This window comes from Myxococcus faecalis (genome assembly GCF_050039385.1).
In the GTDB taxonomy this organism is placed as follows: Bacteria; Myxococcota; Myxococcia; order Myxococcales; family Myxococcaceae; genus Myxococcus; species Myxococcus fulvus.
Map to the genome: position 1 here is coordinate 4,961,167 of NZ_CP144336.1, position 18,104 is coordinate 4,979,270.

Annotated in this window: 12 protein-coding genes; 4 read left to right on the plus strand and 8 right to left on the minus strand. The window is 72.2% G+C overall.

Annotated elements, in window-relative coordinates:
• Positions 1 to 37: 37 nt before the first annotated feature.
• Positions 38 to 532, plus strand: coding sequence for a hypothetical protein (locus VZQ01_RS19845; protein WP_046717223.1), 495 nt, complete (start codon positions 38 to 40; stop codon positions 530 to 532).
• 7 nt (positions 533 to 539) lie between these two features.
• Here VZQ01_RS19845 and VZQ01_RS19850 read toward each other — a convergent pair whose 3' ends face one another.
• Positions 540 to 3,386 carry an Ig-like domain-containing protein gene (locus VZQ01_RS19850; RefSeq protein WP_426748686.1) on the minus strand — a complete coding sequence of 949 codons (2,847 nt, stop codon included), beginning with the start codon at positions 3,384 to 3,386 and terminating at the stop codon, positions 540 to 542.
• Positions 3,387 to 3,946: 560 nt separating this feature from the next.
• On the opposite strand from VZQ01_RS19850, the gene VZQ01_RS19855 reads away from it, so the two are divergent.
• A complete protein-coding gene (locus VZQ01_RS19855) occupies positions 3,947 to 5,122 on the plus strand; it encodes an ankyrin repeat domain-containing protein (protein WP_426748687.1) in 1,176 nt (391 codons plus the stop codon).
• Between the two features lie 90 nt (positions 5,123 to 5,212).
• On the opposite strand, the gene VZQ01_RS19860 is transcribed toward VZQ01_RS19855, so the two are convergent.
• On the minus strand, positions 5,213 to 8,062 hold the full coding sequence (locus tag VZQ01_RS19860; RefSeq protein WP_408888583.1) for an Ig-like domain-containing protein: 2,850 nt from the start codon (positions 8,060 to 8,062) through the stop codon (positions 5,213 to 5,215).
• 418 nt (positions 8,063 to 8,480) lie between these two features.
• A complete protein-coding gene (locus VZQ01_RS19865) occupies positions 8,481 to 9,440 on the minus strand; it encodes an ornithine cyclodeaminase family protein (RefSeq protein WP_426748688.1) in 960 nt (319 codons plus the stop codon).
• Positions 9,441 to 9,518: 78 nt separating this feature from the next.
• Here VZQ01_RS19865 and VZQ01_RS19870 point away from each other — a divergent pair, with 78 nt between their 5' ends.
• Both VZQ01_RS19870 and VZQ01_RS19875 read left to right on the plus strand, forming a co-directional pair.
• The gene (locus VZQ01_RS19870; protein WP_426748689.1) at positions 9,519 to 10,469 is read left to right on the plus strand and encodes a DUF1152 domain-containing protein; all 951 of its coding nucleotides are present in this window, start codon (positions 9,519 to 9,521) and stop codon (positions 10,467 to 10,469) included.
• A gap of 67 nt (positions 10,470 to 10,536) precedes the next feature.
• Positions 10,537 to 14,385, plus strand: coding sequence for a protein kinase domain-containing protein (locus VZQ01_RS19875; RefSeq protein ID WP_426748690.1), 3,849 nt, complete (start codon positions 10,537 to 10,539; stop codon positions 14,383 to 14,385).
• A 9-nt stretch (positions 14,386 to 14,394) separates the two neighbouring features.
• On the opposite strand, the gene VZQ01_RS19880 is transcribed toward VZQ01_RS19875, so the two are convergent.
• The 5 genes from VZQ01_RS19880 to VZQ01_RS19900 form a co-directional block, all read right to left on the minus strand.
• The gene (locus VZQ01_RS19880; protein WP_426748691.1) at positions 14,395 to 14,829 is read right to left on the minus strand and encodes a hypothetical protein; all 435 of its coding nucleotides are present in this window, start codon (positions 14,827 to 14,829) and stop codon (positions 14,395 to 14,397) included.
• A 202-nt stretch (positions 14,830 to 15,031) separates the two neighbouring features.
• Entirely contained in the window at positions 15,032 to 16,651 is a 1,620-nt protein-coding gene (locus VZQ01_RS19885) for a sigma 54-interacting transcriptional regulator (RefSeq protein WP_426748692.1), read from the minus strand.
• A 63-nt stretch (positions 16,652 to 16,714) separates the two neighbouring features.
• A complete protein-coding gene (locus VZQ01_RS19890) occupies positions 16,715 to 17,110 on the minus strand; it encodes a hypothetical protein (protein WP_223750932.1) in 396 nt (131 codons plus the stop codon).
• Between the two features lie 200 nt (positions 17,111 to 17,310).
• On the minus strand, positions 17,311 to 17,739 hold the full coding sequence (locus VZQ01_RS19895; RefSeq protein WP_223750933.1) for a DUF4326 domain-containing protein: 429 nt from the start codon (positions 17,737 to 17,739) through the stop codon (positions 17,311 to 17,313).
• 15 nt (positions 17,740 to 17,754) lie between these two features.
• Positions 17,755 to 18,036, minus strand: coding sequence for a hypothetical protein (locus VZQ01_RS19900; RefSeq protein ID WP_141325103.1), 282 nt, complete (start codon positions 18,034 to 18,036; stop codon positions 17,755 to 17,757).
• Positions 18,037 to 18,104 lie beyond the last annotated feature (68 nt).

The following is an 18,104-nucleotide window of genomic DNA, read 5'->3' on the forward strand; positions in this document are numbered from 1 at the left end:
CCGGCTCCGGTCCGCGCCTCTCCTCACGAGGCCCCACGTGCGTCCCTCCTCCCTGCCGTGCACCGTGCTCCTGGCGCTGGTCGCCTGTGGACCCTCGTCCTCCGTCGACGAGGGCCTGGGGGAGGTGGGAGGCCTGGACACGTCCGAGGCGGGCATCACCGCCTTCGTGCGGGAGGGGCGCTATCGGGAGTGGCTCGCGGAGCCGGCGCCCCGTCGCTCGGTGCGCTCCCATGGCGACCGGGTGCGGGTGTTCTTCAACGACGTGCTGGCCCGCTCCATGGCGGAGGGCAACCGCGTCCACCCCGTGGGCAGCATCACCGTGAAGGAGCTGTTCGAGTCGGATGGCCGCACGACGCGAGGCCACGCCCTCGACATCAAGGTGGCCGAGGGCACCGGCAAGGACACCTGGATTTTCTACGAGGGCTTCGGCCCGAACTACGACGACAACTACTACGGCCGGGGCCACGACACGTGCCACGGCTGCCACGCGGACCAGGGGACGGACTACGTGGCCACGCCCCTGCCGCGCTGACGTCGCGCTACGGCTGGTTGCGGGTGACGAAGGGGAAGGTCTGGATGATGAAGTTCCCCGCGGAGTCCTCCATCCACACCTCCACGGTGTGAGGGCCGTCCAGCAGCTCGCGCGTGTCCAGCTCCGCCGTCCACACGCCATCACCCTGGTCCGTCCCCGCGCGGATGCCCGAGCCGTCCCGCGTGAAGGCCACGCTCCTCACGCCGCTCACGTCGTCCGTCACCCGGGCCTCCAGCACCACGATGCCGGAGACGGCCTCGTCCGGTCCGGGTGAGAGCAGCTGGGCGCGCGGGGGCGTGTCGTCGTAGCGCACCGCGCGGGTGAGGGTGGTGCTCAGGCCCGTCTCGCTCGTCGCGACCATCGTGAAGACGTTGTCCCCAGGCACCAGGGGCAGCCGGGCCACGAAGACGCCTCCGCCGCGCGGCACCTCGTACGTGCCCCCGCCGGGCGTCACCTCCACCCGCGTGGCGGACTCCGAGTACACGGCCAGCTCGTAGTCCATCATGTCCCCGGGCTGCGGCCCCACGAGCCACCCGTCCGGAAGGCCCGCCACGAGCCACGGCGCCTCGGCGTCCACCCAGAAGGTGAGCACGTGCTCCGTGACGTGGCCCGCAGCGTCCGTGGCGCGAATCAGCACCTCGTTGGCCCCGGGGGTGAGCGCCAGCTCGTGCGCCACCAGTCCTCCGCCCGCGGGCACCTCCGTGACGTGCACCCAGTTGGTCTCCACGCGCACGGGGGAGGCATCGTCCACCCACACGCGGACCTCCGTCAGCAGCGAGCCCACCATCGAGCCCTCCGCGGGGTACAGCACGGTGATGCCAGGCGCCACCGCGTCCACGCGCACCGTGGCCTGCTGGCTGGAGCGTCCGCCGAACGTGTCGGTGGCCACCAGCTGGATGACGTTGAGGCCGTCGCGCAGCGGGAGCTCCGTCCACACGAAGCCGCCGCTTTCCTCGGGCACCACCGGGTACTGCTCACCGTGGAGGATGAACGCGGCGGACTCGATGGTGGCCCCGGGCGCCAGCGCCGTCACGAAGCCGCACACGCCCAGGCTCGTCTCGCCCATGAAGTCGGGCAGTCCGCACAGCGTCACCGAGGGCAGCGGGTCCGGCGATGGCAGAATCTCCACCGCGCGTGTCCCGCTGCTGCCCAGGCGGTTCGCCTCGCGAGGCTGGAGCGTCACGCCCGAGTACACCGCGCGCACCTCCGAGGCGCCCAGCACCTCCCAGCCCCCTCGCGGCCGCCACACCACCGAGTACACCCCATCCCCATCCGCGTCGTGGTCCGTCCCCACGGTGACGCCGGCCACCTGGAATGTGACCTGTCCCTGTCCCGGGCCCCGCGCGCGCCAGCCATCGGCGCTCGTCACGCGGGCCGACAGCGGGTTGTCCCGGCCCACCGTGAGCTGCGCACCCGCGAGCACCGTGGTGGTGGTCTCCAGGCCCTCGGTGGGAGGCGGAGGATTCGTGTACGCGGTGACCCACGTCGCGCCCGAAACGCCCGGCCTGCTCATCGACGTGGCCGTCACCTGGACCTCCGAGGTGAGGGACGGGGCGAGCTCGACGGGCGTTCCCACCGAGAGCGTCACGGAGGTCCGCTCACCCGGAGCGAGCGTCACGGTGGTGCGGTCCAGCGTCGCCGTCCAGCCCGGCAGCCCGCCCGAGGCCTCGAGCGTGAACGTGTCCGCGCGAGCGCCCTCGTGGAGGACCCAGAGCGTGTACGTGACGCGCTGGGGATGGGGCAGGGCCTGGGCCACGGGTTTGCTCGCGGCGTCGTCCACGGTGACGCTGACGCTGTCACCCTTGTCGGGGAAGCAGGACAGCGCGAGCGTGGCGAAGGTGGTGGGGATGTCCGGGTGGCGCGAGGTGCCCACGCCCCAGCCTCCGTCCTCGGCCTGCCGTGAGATGAGCCACTCGAGCGCCCGCGCGACGCGAGGCTCCTGCTCCGGCGTGCGGCCCGCGAGGCACAGCGCGTACAGGGCGAAGCTGGTGGAGGTCTCGTCCGGGGCCTCCTGGTCGAGGCTGCCCCAGCCCGGCGCATCGTCGAGCGTGCGCGTGGCGAGCAGCCGCGTGGCCACGGACTCCAGCGCGGCCGTGTTCTCACCCTGCTCACCGGGGCCCGCGGCCTTCAGGCCCACGGCCGTCCACGCCACCTGGTACGTGTAGCGCTGGGCGTCGTCGAAGGGCCCTTCCGACAGGTCGTTCAGGTGCTCGCGCAGGTACGCGGCGGCGCGGCGGAGCGCGTCCTGGTACCGGGCGGCGCGAGCGGGGTCGGCGTGCACGCGGGCCTGGGCGAGCGCCGTCATCAGCCGCGCGGTGACGCCCATGTTGGAGGCGCCCACGGGCCGGAGCGGATAGTCCTCCACCCAGCGCCCGCTCAGCTCCTGCGTGCTCACGGCCCAGTCCGCCGCGCGCGCGAGCGCCTCCGAGTGCCGGGTGCCCACCTTCGCGTCGTAGCCCGCGAGCCCGAAGGCCGCGTAGCTGGTGTACGCGTTGCGGTAGTGCACGCCCTCCAGCGACCACGAGCCGCTCGCGTCCTGGCCCACGAGCAAATCGCGCGCGAGCCGCTCCATGTTCTCGCGGTTGGTGCGCCCGTTGGTCGTGGCGGTGTCCAGGTCGAAGCCGTTGGCGCCGGCCTGGGTGAGGCCGAAGAGCGTGGCGCCGTGGCGGTGGCATGAGGTGCAGCCCTGGTCCTTCGTCCACGTGACGGCGTCCGCGCTGACGAAGTCGAGCGCGCGCTGGGCCGCCGCCACGCGCTCGTTCGCGCGAGAGGCCGTGGCCGACAGCAGCGTGACGAGCACGAGCCCCCAGAGCGAGGACGAGACGGAACGAAGCGAGCGCGCGCGGATGGACATCGGACGTGTTCCCATGGAGCCGGGCCCGCGCGCGGTGCACGCCCAGAGACTCGGCGCCCGGGACGAATCATGACCGGCACGCGCTCAATCACAAACAAAGGAGCCCGCACTTTCGCGCCTGCCCGCAGGGCAGGTGTAGAAGGTGTCATCAGACCCAGCACCGGGTCATGAGGAGGGTGTCCGCGAGAGCGGCATACTGGGTGAGCACGGGGGATTTGCTCGGGAATCCGCGAGTCGATTCCTCCTGTCCATGGAATCCCGAATGACAGTCATTGTGTAACGCGCCCGAGCCCCGCCTCGGTGGGCGAGCGAGGCGCCGGGCCCTGTGGCTCTCGCGGCTCGCGAGACGGGGCTCTCACAATGTCAGACTCCAGGGTGTGTCCGGACTCGTGAGGTCCGTGTGCACTGCTCGCGGTGATGGATGCGTCGTGTCATCGCGGTTGGCTGCTGACCGGGCGCGCTGAAACATGCGAGGAAGACAGCCTGTCTCGCGCCCCATCTCGTGGCCCATCCCGGTGCTCGTCGCTCTCGCGCGTGGGGACAGGAAGGACGACCCTCGAATGTCTCAAGCGCTGCTCGAAGCCATCTCCCAGGACGATGTCGCCGCCGTGAAGACGCAGGTCGCGACGGTGGATTGGAGTGTCCGCGACGGGTTCGGTCGGGCCCCGCTCGGCATGGCGGCCTCGCGCGCGGGCACGAAGGCGCGGGACATCCTGACGGTGCTGCTGGACGCGGGCGCGGACGTGAACGCGGCGCAGGGCGCGGGCAGTGACGAGGAGGAGGGGTGGACGGCGCTGCACCAGGCCTGTGTGCGCGGCACGTCGCCGGAGGCGCTGGGCGCGGTGGAGGTGCTGCTCGCGCGGGGGGCGAAGGCGGACGGGGTGAGCGCCAAGGCGTCGGTGACGCCGCTGGAGCTGGCGCTGCGCACGCACCACCTGGGCATCGCGGAGGCGCTGCTGAAGGCGGGGGCCAACCCGGACGCGGTGGGCCCGTCCGGCATGGCGCCGCTGCACCTGCTGGTGCAGCTGTACCGCGAGCGCGAGGGGGACCGGTACAAGAAGGGCGAGCGCGAGCACATGGCGGGGGCGGCGGTGAAGCTGCTGCTCGCGCACGGCGCGAAGCCGGGCACGAAGGACCAGAAGGGTGAGACGGCGCTGGCGAAGGCGCTCCTGCACCGGCTGCCCGAGGAGTTCGTCCTGGCGCTCGTCGCCGCGGGCGCGCCGCTGGACGAGTGGGTGGACCTGGGCACGCCGCCGGAGCAGGTGCTCGTCACGCCCGCGTCCATGGCGGTGGGGTTGGGGCAGCCGCCCTCGGTCATCAAGGCGATGCTGGAGACGGGGCTCGACACCACGAAGCCCGTGGCGCCGGACCAGCAGAACCTGCTGCACTACGCGGCGATGAAGCGCTTCGCGGCGCTGGCGCTGGTGCTCGAGCACCGGCCCACGCAGGACGTCGACGCGCGCGACGCGTCCGGCGCGACGCCCCTGTTCCTCGCGTCGTGGATGGGGCTCGTGAGCAGCGTGCAGGCGCTGCTGGCGCGCAAGGCCAACCCGGACATCCCGGACCTGGATGGGAACACGCCCCTGCACACGGCGGCGCGCAACGGGCTGCAGGACGTGGTGGAGGTGCTGCTCGCCGCGGGCGCGAACAAGTCGCTGCGCAACCTGGAGGGAGAGACGGCGGCCGACCGCGCCCGGCAGAAGGGCCACGAGAAGCTGGCCCTTCTGCTGGGCTGAGCGGTCCGGCGAGGGGCCACGAGGACTCGGGCCCACACGAAGCAACGGGGTGGCCTCCAGCGAAGAGGCCACCCCGGACCTACGGGTGCATCAGTTGTCGACGAAGAAGTTGAAGCGCTGGACCGTGGAGTTGCCCACGCCGTCGCTCATCCACACGTCGACGGTGTGCGAGCCGTCCAGCAGCTCGGTGGTGTCGAGCGTCGCCGTCCAGTCCCCATTGGACTGCTGCGTGCCCGGGCGGATGCCGGACATGTCGCGGCTGAAGCCCACGTTGGTGATGGGGCCGAAGTTGTCGGTGACGCGCGCGCGCAGGGTGATGGTGCCGCCCACCGTGGCGCCCGAGGCGGGCGACAGCAGCGTGGCGGTGGGGGCCTGCACGTCGTAGTTCACCCGACGCGTGGTGGTGGTGGACACGCCCGTCTCGCTCAGCGTGACGATGGAGAGGTTGTTGACGCCCGGGCTGAGCGTCAGCGTGCTCTGCACCGCGCCGCCGCCGCGCGCCACCGACAGCGCCGCGCCGCCGTTGATGCGCACCGTCGTGGCGGACAGCGACTGCACGTTGACCGTGTACGTCAGCTGGTGGTTGGGCTGCGCGCCGAAGAGCTGGTTGTCACCGGGGTTGGTGGAGACGACGGGCGTGCCCGGGTCCACCCAGATGAACACGAGCTTCTCCGTCACGTTGAAGGCGCTGTCCGTGGCGCGCACCAGGATGACCTGGTCGCCGTAGTTCATGGGCACCGTGTGCTCCACCGTGCCGTTGCCGAACTCCAGGATGGACGACGCCACCCACTGCGTCTCCACGCGCACCGGCGTCTGGTCCTGCACCGACGACGTCACCGTCACGTTGAGCTGGCCCAGCGCCGCGCCGTTCACCGGCGACTGCACCGTCAGGATGGGCGGCACGCGGTCCACCGTGAGGTTGACCTGCTTCGTCGTCACCCCGCCGAAGCTGTCGCGCGCGGTGAGCTGGATGATGTTGGGGCCTTCCTGCAGGGTGATGGTCGTGTAGATGAGGCCGCCGTTGCCCGGCGTGAGCGGGATGACGGTGGCGCCGTTGATGATGAAGGCCGCGTAGGTGACGACCGCGCCGGGCGCGCGCGGTGTGGCGTAGCCCCAGATGTCCAGCGTCGTCTCGCGGGTGAAGGCGGGCGGGTTGCCGATGGTGACCGACGGCGTCAGGTGCGGGAACGGGTCGATGATGACGGTGCGCGCGTCGGTGCTGCCCAGCAGGTTGGACAGCGGCGCCTGGCGCTCGATGCCCGAGTACACCGCGCGGAAGTCCTGCGCGCCCGTCACCGTCCACGCGTCCGAGGGCGGCACCCAGTCGAAGGTGAACAGGCCGTCCGCGTTGACGTCCGCGTCCGCGCCCACCGGGACGCCGGCCACGTAGAACGTGACGACGCCGTGGGTGGGGCCCACGACGGGGTTGTTGTTGGCGTCACGCACGCGCGCCGACAGCACGTTGCCCGTGCCGATGGTGATGTGCGCGTTGACCGCGGGCGCCTGGATGGTGGTCGTGGTGGCCAGGCCCGTGACGGGCGGCAGGGGCGGCGTGTACGCGTTGACGCGCGCGGAGCCGGACACCCCCGGGGCGCCGCCGGACGTGGCGGTGAGCGTGAACTCGCTCGTGAGCGCGGGCAGCAGGTTCGCCGGCGCGTTGACGGTGACGGTGACGGTGCCCTCGCCGCCCGCGGGCAGGAAGAGGCTGACGGGGTTGGGGAAGGAGGCCCAGCCGGGGAGCCCGCCCGACGTGCTCAGCGTGTACGTGTCCGCCTGGTAGCCGTGGTTCTTCACGTTGAAGGTGAACGTCGTCTGCTGGCCCTGCTGCGAGCCGATGACCAGCTCCTTGCGCGCCTCGCCCACCACCGTGACGTGCACGCTGAAGTCGCCGTAGCAGGACAGGCCCAGCGCCGCGAACGTCGTGGGGATGTCGAACGTGGCCGAGCCCGTGCGCCAGCTGCCGTCCGCGGACTGGCGCGTCTTGAGCCACTCGATGCTGCTGCGCACGCGCGGGTCCGTGGCGGGCTCGCGGCCGGCCAGGCACAGGGCGTAGATGGCGCTGCCGGTGGACATGTCGTTGGCGGCCGTGTTGGGCAGGTCACCCCAGCCCGGGTTGCCGGGCGAGGCGCGGGTGAGCAGCCGGTTGGCCAGCGTGTCGATGGCGGTGGTGTTCACGTTGGAGGGGCCAGGGCCCGCGGCCTTCAGGCCCACCACGGCCCAGGCCACCTGGAAGGTGTACGGCATGCCGTTGCCCGTGGCGGACTGGTCCGCGTTGTCCAGGTTGGCGCGCAGGTAGGCGGCGGCGCGGTCCAGGGCGGTCTGGTACTGCGCGGCCCGGGCCGGGTCCACGCGCTGCTTCGCCTGGGCGATGCCCACCATGATGCGCGCGGTGGTGGGCACGCTGCCGTGGTCCACCGGGAAGTTGGCGTGGTCCGACGGCCACCGGCCGCTGGCCTCCTGCGTGAGCAGCGCCCAGTTGGCCGCCGCCACCAGCCCCGCGCTGTACTGCGTGGACACGTACTGGTCGTACCCGGCCAGGCCGAACGTGGAGTAGGACGTCTTCTCGTTGCGGAACGACGTGCCCTCGTGAATCCACGAGCCGTTCGCCAGCTGCTCCGTCTTGATGCGCTGGCCGAGGAACTCCAGGTTGTACTGGTTGGTCCGCCCGTTCGAGACGACGACGCTCATGTCGTAGCCGTTGGCCCGCGCCGCGGCCAGGCCGAACGTCGATGCGCCCACGCGGTGGCATGCCGCGCAGCCGTTGGCCGACACCCACGTGGCCACATCCGAGCTGAGGAAGTTGATGGCCCGTTGGGTGGCCTGGGCGTTGGTCTGCGTCTGCGCGGAGGCAGGCGTGGACAGGAAGGCGAGCAGCAGCGTCACGAGGCCGACGAGGGCCGACGGACGCGCGACACGCCGCGACGAGGCGGGGTGGAACATGGGTCTCCGGACAGGCGAAGGGCCGGTGCCAGGCATTGGCACTGGGCGCGTCACCTCCGGGGCGCCTGGACGCAATCCGGCCTCTCCGGGCGGATGACTCGAGGTCATCCTCCCAGGTCAGCTCCTCCAGGATGTCGTTTGGCCCCCCCCACAGGCAGCGCGTATTCGTGGAATACTCCACAGTGGTTGAAATTGTCCAGTCGCCGAAAATCGGACAGTTTCAGTGATAACGGGGTTTTAAGTGACACCCACCGTTCGTGGGAGGGCGGCGTGCCCGGAGTGGTCTGAAAGGACCCGCAAGTGGGACTTCCGTGACGCCCCCGTCACGGGGCCGCGAGCACAGGGCGCGCTCGAGCGGAGACAGCGGCCTCGCGCGAGAGGGTCTGCTCGCGCGAGGGGGGACCGGAAGTGCCGGACCTCAGCCGCCGACGATGTCGAGCGTCTGGCCGACGCCCTGGGCCCGGGCGACGTCGTAGAGCGCGCGGGCGAGGGCCACGTCCTGCAGCGCGAGGCCGGTGGAGTCGAAGATGCTGAGCTCCTCCCCGGCGCGGCCGGGCTTCTTGCCGGCGACGACCTCGCCGAGGGTGCCGGCAATCTGCTCGGCGCGCAGGAGGCCGTCGTGCAGGGGGACGTTGACCTCGCCGGAGTGCAGGGCCTGCTCGGTGTCGTCGATGAAGACGCGGCCCTCGGTGAGGATGCGCGGGTCCAGCTCCTGCTTGCCGGGGGCGTCCGCGCCCATCGCGTTGATGTGGGCGCCGGGCTTGACCCACTCGCGCTTCACCACCGGGGTGCGCGAGGGCGTGGAGGTGCAGACGATGTCCGCGCCGGAGGCCTCCTGGAGGCTGACCACGCGGCCGCCCTTCTCGGCCTGGAGCGCCTTCGCGGCGGCGTCGGACGCATCGGCGAGCAGCAGCTCCAGCTCCCCGAAGAGGGCGCGGTGCGCGTCGATGAGGACGCGGGCCTGCACGCCGCAGCCGACGAGCCCGAGCGTGCGGGGCTGGGGCTTGGCCAGGTACTTGGACGCGACGCCGCCGGCGCAGCCGGTGCGCCACGCGGTGAGCCACGTGCCGTCGAGGATGGCGAGCGGGGACGCGGTGTCCGGGTCGCTGAGGATGTAGAGGGCGCGCACGGTGGGCAGGCCGTGCTTCTTGGGGTTCTGGGGATGGGCGTTGACCCACTTCACGCCGGCCGCGCCGTCGAGGAACGCGGGCATGGCGCGGAAGTCGCCGTCGTACTGCGGCAGGGAGAGGTACACCTTGGGCGGCATGAGCGACTCGCCACGGCCGTGGGCCCGGAAGGCCTTCTCGACGGCCTGGAGGCCGAGCTCGACGGTGTAGAGACCGCGCAGCTCTTTCGCGCTGAGGATGAGGGTGGACATGGCGGCGCTATATACCGGAGGTGTCGGTACGCCGCCCTGTGGGTGATGCTCCAGGGCCCGGTGAAGGGAGCTCCCGTCGTGGACTTGTGCACTTCTCCGCTGTTCGAGCGACTCGCCTCCGCCCGCCACGTGCTCATCGCCGGGGGCGGTGGAGGCTTCGACGTGTTCAGCGGGCTGCCGCTGTACTTCCGCCTGCGCGCGCAGGGGAAGACGGTGTCGCTGGCGAACATGAGCTTCACGCGGCTGGAGGCCGTCCAGGGGGAGTGGACGGCGCCAGGGGTGGTCCGCGTGGACGCCACCACGGCGGGGCCGGAGCACTACTTCCCGGAGGGGTGGCTGACGCGCTGGTTCGCGCGTCAGGGGGAGGAGGTGTCCATCCACTGCCTGGACCGGGGCGGCGTGGCGCCGGTGCGGGAGGCGTACGCGTCCCTGCACGCGCGGCTCGGGTTCGACGCGGTGGTGCTGGTGGATGGGGGCACGGACATCCTGATGCGCGGGGATGAGGTCGGACTGGGCACGCCGGTGGAGGACATCTCCAGCCTGGGCGCGGTGCAGGCGCTGCCGGAGATGACGAAGCTGGTGGTGTGTCTGGGCTTCGGCGTGGACCGGCACCACGGGGTCTGTCACGCGCACTTCCTGGAGTCGGTGGCCGCGCTCAGCAAGGACGGGGGCTACCTGGGCGTCACCGCGCTGCTGGAGTCGATGCCGGAGGTGGCGCGGTACAAGGACGCGGTGTCGTTCGTGTGTGAGCGGATGCCGAGGGCCCCGAGCATCGTCTCGCTCTCCGTGGTGTCCGCGCTGGAGGGGGAGTACGGCGACGTGCACCGCACGGTGCGGACGCAGGGCAGCACGCTGTGGATCAACCCGCTGATGAGCATGTACTGGGCGTTCGACTTGTCGGCGGTGGCGCGCAGGTGCCTGTACCTGGAGGCGCTCGCGGACACGCGGACGCCGTGGGAGATGAGCGAGGTCATCGAGAAGTTCCGCGAGGAGCGTCCCATCCGGCCGTGGATGGACATCCCGGTGTGACGCGCGAGGCGTGCGCGCATTTCGGTAGGCTCGCGGGGAGGGCCTCGGGCCCGAGGAGCGCGCGAGCGTGAGCGAGCAGGACGAAGCGCAGCTGCGGCAGGCGGTCGCCGAGGGACTCCTCGCTCGCGACGAGGTGGAGGTGCTGCGCGCCGAGGCCGCGCGGCTGGGACAGCGCCCCCTGGAGCTGCTCCGGGCGCGAGGCCGGCTCTCCGAGGACACGTATGCGTCGCTGGTGCGGCTGTGCGAGCCGGTGGAGTCGCGGGCGGGCGCGCTCGCGGCGCCGGGCGGGCGGGCCACGTCCGGGCTCGGGCGCGCCGGAGCGGACGGTGTGCCCTCGGCGATGAACGGGCGCGAGGCGGCGGTGACCCCAGGGGCCTCCCCGGTTGCGTCCGTGACTCCCGCGCTCGAGCGTCGCGAGCCGTTGACGCCAGGGGCTCCCGTGGCGGGCGCTGTCGCTGTCGCGGCGGAGGTCGTCCACGTACGCCCTGGAGGCGCGCCGGCCGCTGACGACACGCTCAGCCTCCCAGGCGGGAGCCCGCCGGGTGCCTCGGACAGGCTCGGCGCGGAGGTGCCACCCGGGCGGGTGCCCGCCGACGCCGACGCCGACGTCGACGTGCCCGCGTTCCCGGTGCCGGGCTGGGAGCGCTACTCCCCCGTGCGCTTCCTCGGCCAGGGCGGCATGGGCCGCGTGTTCCTCGCGTGGGACGCGCGGCTGCATCGTCACGTGGCGCTGAAGTTCGTGCGCGGGGACGAGCCGGAGCTCGCGCGTCGGTTCGTCGCGGAGGCCCGTGCGCAGGCGCGCGTCTCCCATCCCCGGGTCTGCGAGGTGTACGAGGTCGGCGAGGTCCAGGGGCGCGTCTACATCGCGATGCGCTACGTGGACGGGCTGCCGCTCCAGTCGCTGGTGGAGTCGCTCGGCGTCGAGCAGAAGGCCCGCGTCCTGCGCGACGCCGCCGAGGGGGTGCACGCCGCGCATCGCGCCGGGCTCATCCATCGCGACCTCAAGCCCTCCAACCTCCTGGTCGAGCGCTCCGCCGACGGCGAGCTGTCCGTGTACGTCATGGACTTCGGGCTCGCGCGCGACTGGAAGGAGAGCGCCACCGCGACGGGCACCGTGCTCGGCACGCCGCACTTCATGTCGCCCGAGCAGGCCCGAGGGGAGGTCACCCGACTGGACCGCCGCGCGGACGTGTACGGCCTGGGCGCCACGCTCTACGCGCTGTTGACGGGGCGCGCGCCCATCCCGGGTGAGAACGGGCTGGAGGTGCTCGGCAACATCGCCACCGTGGAGCCGCGTCCTCCGCGGGCCCTGGACGCGGACATCCCCGTGGACCTGGAGGCCATCACCCTCAAGTGCCTGGAGAAGGACCGCTCCGCGCGGTACGGCTCGGCGCGTGAGCTGGCGGAGGACCTGTCCCGCTTCCTCGATGGCGCGCCCGTGCTCGCGCGCACCGGTCCGGGCTACCGCGCGCGCAAGTGGCTGCGCAGGCACCGTCGCTCCGTGGCATTGGGGATGGGGGCGCTCGTCGTGGTGTCGCTCGCGCTGGGGCAGGGGGTGCTCGCCCGTCGCGAGGTCTCCCAGCGCGAGGCCCTGGCCCGCCGGTTCACGGAGCAGGTGGAGCGCATCGAGGCCCAGGTCCGTTACACGGGCATCGCTCCCGCGCACGACACGCGCGCGGACCGCGAGGCCCTGCGCCAGCGCATGCGTGAGCTGGAGGCCGCGATGCGCGAGGCGGGGCCCATGGCGGATGGCCCCGGACACTATGCGCTGGGGCGCGCACACCTCGCGCTCGGGGACGACCTGCTCGCGCACCATCACCTGGATGCGGCGTGGCGGGCGGGCAACACCGAGCCGCGCGTGGCGTACTCGCTGGCCCTGGTCCTGAGCCACCTGTACCAGCGCGCGCGACTGGACGCCGAGCGGACCCGGGACGAGACGACCCGCGCGAAGCGGCTCCACGACGCCACCCGTCGCTTCGGTGAGACGGCGCGCGACTTCCTGCGCCGGAGCGAAGGGGCCCAGGTCCCCTCTCCGGAGTACGTGGCCGCGCTGCTCGCGTTCCTGGAGAACCGCCTCGACGAGGCGCTGGCGAAGCTGGAGGCGCCGGGCTCGCGACCGCCCTGGTTCCACGAGGCCCCGTTGCTGCGCGGGGACATCCTGGTGACGCGGGCCGCGAGTCGCTGGAACACGGGACAGCGGGACGGCGCGCTCGCGGACCTGGAGGAGGCACGGCGCGCCTATGCGCACGCGGCGGACATCGGTCGCAGCGTGCCCGCCGTGGCGCTCGCGCGGGCGCGCCTGGAGGGCTGGGCGCTGTTGCTCGCGCTGTATGGCCAGGGCGAGGTGGCGCCTCACTACGAGCGGGGCATGGCGGCGGTGTCCCAGGCGCTGTTGCTCGCGCCGGACGATGCGGAGGCCCATGAGCTGGAGGCGGGCTTCCACCGGCGCCTCGCCGAGCATCACGCCCGGCGGGGCGGTGAGGTGGAGCCGCTGCTGGACAAGGCCCTGACCTCGGCGCGTCGGGCGATGGCGCTGTCGCCGCTGCGACTCCAGGGCTTGCATGAGCTGGCCCTGGTGCACTGGCAGCGGGCCCGGCTGCGGCAGGAGAGGGGGCTGGACCCTCGGGACTCCCTGCGCGAGGCCGTCGCCGCCTTCGACCGCGCGAGCCCCGAGACGTGGGACTACGACTTCCACGCCGACCACGGGCAGGTGTTCCGCGTGTGGGCGGACCACGAGGACGGCGTGGGGGGCGACTCGCTGCCCTATCGGCAGCGGGCCATCGACTCGCACGAGCGCGCGGTCGCGTTGGACGCGAAGCGGCCCGAGGCGTGGATCAACCTGGGGACCGAGTACCTCGCGCGCGCCACGAATCCCCGGGCGCCGAGCCCCGTGGAGGACCTGGACAGGGCCGCCTCCGCCCTGGAGCGCGCGCGCACCCTCAACCCCGCGCACGTGGTGCCCTGGTTCTACGAGGGCGAGGTGCACCTGGCGCGGGCCACGAGGCAGCGCGACTCGGGCGCGGACGTGAGGCCGACGTTGCTGCGGGCCCGTGAGGCGTATCTGCGCGGCGTGGCCATCAACCCGAGGCTGCCTCCGCTGCACAACGGCCTGGGCACGGTGGGGTTCGAGCAGGCCAAGGACACGTGGGAGCGCGGGGGAGACCCGGAGCCGTCGCTGCGCGAGGCCCTGAAGTCGTTCGAGCAGGCCATCGCGCTGGCGCCGGCCCAGGGCTACGGACAGAACAACGTGGGCGAGGTCCACGCGTGGCGCGCGCGGATGCGAGTGCTGGAGGGGCGCTCTCCCGAGGCCGAGGTGAAGGCGGCGCGCGTCGCGCTGAAGGACGCGCTGGAGAAGGTGCCGGACCTGGCCCCGCCGTGGATGAACCTGGGCACGGCGCTCCTGGCGGAGGCCGAGTGGAGGCGCGCGCGGCGACAGCCGGTGGAGCCGGTGCTGACGGAGGCCGTCCAGGCCCTGCGTCGCGCGCTGACGCTGAATCCGAAGCAGGCCCAGGCGTGGCGGGAGCTGGGCGAGGCGCTGGCCCTCGAGGCGCTCGCGAAGGGAGACGCGGAGTCGCTCACGCAGGTCGAGCATGCGTTCGAACAGGCCCTCGCGTTGGAGCCCACCCAGCCCGAGCACCGCCTGGCCTTCGCGCGCTTCTGTCTGTCATGGGGACAGCGGCCCGGTGCGAGTGACGCCAGGCGGCTGGAGCGTGGGCGGGTGCTCACGCAGGAGGTCCTCGCGGCGAGGCCCACGTGGCCACGAGCGCGGGCCTTGCGCGCCGGGTTGCTCCTGGCCTCGACGGAGACGGGGAGCACCCATTCCGAGGCGCGCGAGCTGTTGTCCCGCGCGCTCGGCGACAATCCGCACCTCACGCGCGCGTGGAGTCCGCTGCTCTCCGTGGCGGAGTCGCGGTGAGGGGGCGCTTCAGTCGGATTCCTCGGTGGGCTGGGGCACCTTGGTGACGACATCGAGGTTGCCGCGGATGGTCTGGTCATCCGTGACGCAGTCGGAGTCCTTGCAGCCCTGCGCGCAGTGGTCGTCCTTGTCGTCACAGATGCTCAGGCAGTACTCGCCCGAGGGCAGGTTGGGGTCGGACCATGCGCTCTTGCTCCGCAGCTTCGTCAGGGCGACGACGCCCCCATCCGCGGTCGAGCGCACGTCGCGCAGGTCGATGCACAGGTCCTTGTCCAGGTCGGAGGTGATTTCGAGTCCCTGACCGGAGCACAGCGTCCAGCCCTTCGCGCCGGGCCTCGGGTCGAACCGCTTCCCCACGCTCCCGGTCTCCACGGCGATGCCCAGACAGCCCGAGTCTCCCGCCAGACACGGGTCCACCGCGCAGCCTCCATCGGTCTGCTGCAAGCGGGGCAGGCCGTCCTCCTGTGCTTGCCGTGGGTTCGACTCCGGCGCGCCGACTGTCTCACGCGTCCGTGACGCGCACGCCGCCCAGCCCGCAACGAGCAACACTCCCAGGACCCAGCTTCCGTTCCTCACGTTCCCTCCCATCGACACATGTCGCGATGCACGCGGAGACAGCATGCACCGTGCCACGCGGGAGCGTGTGTCACTCCCCGCGCGGTGTCAGGCCCAGCTCCTTCATGCGCCGGCCCAGCGCCTTGCGAGACACCTCCAGCGCTCGGGCCATCGCGTCCAAATCACCGCCGTGTGCCTCGTGGGCCTGGGCAATCTCGTCCGAGCGCAGGTCGCCCGCGGTGCGCAGGTTCGGGCTCTTGTCGATGAGGTCGTAGAGCGACGGCCTGGGGATGCCCAGCGCCTCGGCGGTGGCCTTCAGGTCCCACGCATGCTCGCGCAGCGCGGCCAGCAGCTCCTGCTCCGTCACCTGTGAAGCCTTGCGACGTGGTGTCGCCGGGGCCCGAAGCTCCGCGACGGGCTCGGGCGAAGACACCGAGGCCCCAGGGGTCGAGGCCGCGGCCACCTCCAGCTCATGCTCCAGTCGAGGCTCGGCGTGGAGCGTCGGCTCACCCCGGCTGCCGATGACGAGCTGCCGCGCGAGGTTGCGCAGCTGCCGGATGTTGCCCGGCCACGGGAAGCGCACCAGCCGGGTCGCCAGCGGCGCGGGCAACCACGGCGCCGCATACGCGTCCTCGTTGTCCAGCCGGTGCGCCTCGCCCAGCGATGCCAGCTCCTCACGGGCGAAGTGGAAGAACAGCCGGCCCAAATCTTCACGCCGCTCGCGCAGCGGAGGCACATGCACCTCGTAGCCCGCGAGCCGGTGCAGCAACGGCGCCTTGAAGCGCCCATCACGGATGCGCTCGTCCAGGTCCGCATCCGTGGCGGCGAGCAGCCGCACGTCCACGGCCACCGGCGTGGTGCCGCCGACGGGATACAGCTCGCCCGTCTCCAGCACGCGCAGCAGCATCACCTGGACCTCGGGCGGCGCCTCGCCCACCTCGTCGAGGAAGAGGGTGCCCCCATGCGCCGCGCGGAAGAAGCCCTCACGGCTCTGCGCCGCGCCCGTGTACGCGCCCTTCTGCGTACCGAACAGCTCCGCCGCGGCCAGCTCCTTCGGGATGGCGCCCAGGTTGACGCTGAGGAAGCGGCCGTCGCGTCGACGGCTGCGCTGATGGATGGCCTGGGCCACGCGCTCCTTGCCCGTCCCCGTCTCGCCGCGGATGAGCACGGGCACATCCAGGTCCGCCACGCGCTCGATGTGTCGACGCAGCCGGCGCACCCCGGTGCTCTCGCCCACCATGCCGAGCGTGTCCACCGTGGCCGAGCCCTCCGCCGCGTCCATGAGGTGCAGCAGCACCACCACGCGCCCGCCCAGCTCGAGCGGCACACCCTGGAGGAGCTCCGCCTCCGACAGCTCCCAGGTGCCCTCCAGCGCCGAGCCGGCGATGACCACGCGCTCGCCACCGGCCGTGCACGTCAGCCGCACGCTCCCCGGCTTCGAGCCCGGGGCGAACGTCAACGGCTTGCGACTGATGAACGGGTCGTTCAGCGGCTGTCCCAGCGCGGACCCGGGACGCGTGAAGTCCGGCGCGTTGCGAGACAGCGCCACCTCGCGTCCCGCCACGAGCGCATCCAGTCGGAGCCGCTCTCCGACGCGCGCGGGCACGGGATGGGAGACGAGCGTCAGCGCGGGCACGAGGCGAGGCCCCTGCGGACCTCCACCGCGTTGGGGCATGGCGGCGGTGGACACATCGGCGAGCGTCGGAGACATGGTGGCCGGGGCCTCATGCTAGCCGAGTCGGGAGCATGAGGCCCTCGGGCCCGCCCGCGCGCCTCAGCCCGCGCTGACGAACCAGGACGCGGAGATGTTCCAGCCGCTCAGCGAGCCGCTCTCGTTCGCGACCAGCCCGGGCGTCGTCGGCCAGCTGAAGCTGTTGGGACCCACCGAGGGGATGTCCCAGTTGAGCGTGAAGGTGGCGTTGTTCACCGCGGACGCCTGGTACACCACATAGCCGGTGGAGGGGTTGCTGAAGTCACCGGGGCTGATGAAGCGGCCGGACTGTCCGGACGGGATGACGCTCGGGGGCGGCTGCGTCCACTGCTGGTTCGTGATGGACTTCACCAGCACCAGGTCGCCCGAGGTCTGGTTGACGATGGTGGCGGTGAGGCTCTCGGTGGACTCGGGGCCGGGCTTCGTCTGGGTCGGCTTCTCGACGCTCACTTCGGGCATGGCGCACTCCAATGGGAAGGGATGGGCCAGGGGCCTCGTGTGCCCCCGGTGCCTGCCCTCACTGCAGCGCGTGTGCCGCGCGCCCCGAGCCCGGTCCTCCGAGGGAGAACCCCGTCGACACGGCCTCCGACACATGGGTCGACACGGCTTCCGACACGTCGGAGCGCGAGCCCGACATGTCGACACCGGCGCGAGGGGCCTCAGCGCTTCGCGCGCGAGTCCAGCCAGGACACCAGCACGTCGGCGTGACAGGGGCCGGGCTTGCACCAGCACCCCAGGCGCTTGCCGCGCAGGGCGAGCACGTCCTCGCGCCAGGCGGCGTCATGGCGGGAGCGCAGCTCCAGGTACCAGCGGAAGGACTCGAAGGCATCCACGTTGGGCCCCATGCGGCGGAGGGCCTCCTCGTGGATGCGCTGTGGCTCCGCGCCCGGCAGCCCGGCGACCCAGGGGGCGAAGTACTTCTTCCACAGGGCGCCCGGGGTGCCGACGCCACCGGGCTTGAAGGGGTTGCCGAAGCGACCGGGCACGGGGTTGGTGGGGCCAGGCTTCGCCCACGCGCGGAAGGCCCGGCCCACGTACACGTCGCAGCCGTCGTGGACATGGACCGCCTGGGTGCGCGCCCCGGTCATCGGCGGGTCCCCCGACTACTTCTTGCGCTTCTTGCCGGCGGACTGGGCAGCGGCGGCGGCCTCGGCGGCGGCCTGCTCGACGGCGGCCTTCAGGTCATCGCGCTCCTTGGTGACGCTGGCCACCTCGCCCTCCAGCTCCGTCACCTTGGTCTTCAGCGCCTCGTTCTCCGAGCGCAGCTCCTCCGTGGTCTTCTTCAGCACGTTCGTCTCGGCGCGCGCGCGGTTCAGCTCACGCGAGCCACCGCATCCGACGAGGGGAACCACCGCCAGCATCGCCACGGCCATCCAAGCCTTCATCTGAGTCTGCTCCTGTGGGGCCCCGGAAGGGGGAGGTCCGGGGCCCGGGTCATCCGGCACGGAAAGAG

What these genes read in the sequence shown, in the direction of transcription:
- VZQ01_RS19850 (WP_426748686.1), bottom strand. Translation starts at nt 3,386, where the DNA reads ATGTCCATCCGCGCGCGCTCGCTTCGTTCCGTCTCGTCCTCGCTCTGG.
- VZQ01_RS19855 (WP_426748687.1), top strand. Translation starts at nt 3,947, where the DNA reads ATGTCTCAAGCGCTGCTCGAAGCCATCTCCCAGGACGATGTCGCCGCC.
- VZQ01_RS19860 (WP_408888583.1), bottom strand. Translation starts at nt 8,062, where the DNA reads ATGTTCCACCCCGCCTCGTCGCGGCGTGTCGCGCGTCCGTCGGCCCTC.
- VZQ01_RS19865 (WP_426748688.1), bottom strand. Translation starts at nt 9,440, where the DNA reads ATGTCCACCCTCATCCTCAGCGCGAAAGAGCTGCGCGGTCTCTACACC.
- VZQ01_RS19885 (WP_426748692.1), bottom strand. Translation starts at nt 16,651, where the DNA reads ATGTCTCCGACGCTCGCCGATGTGTCCACCGCCGCCATGCCCCAACGC.
- VZQ01_RS19890 (WP_223750932.1), bottom strand. Translation starts at nt 17,110, where the DNA reads ATGCCCGAAGTGAGCGTCGAGAAGCCGACCCAGACGAAGCCCGGCCCC.
- VZQ01_RS19895 (WP_223750933.1), bottom strand. Translation starts at nt 17,739, where the DNA reads ATGACCGGGGCGCGCACCCAGGCGGTCCATGTCCACGACGGCTGCGAC.
- VZQ01_RS19900 (WP_141325103.1), bottom strand. Translation starts at nt 18,036, where the DNA reads ATGAAGGCTTGGATGGCCGTGGCGATGCTGGCGGTGGTTCCCCTCGTC.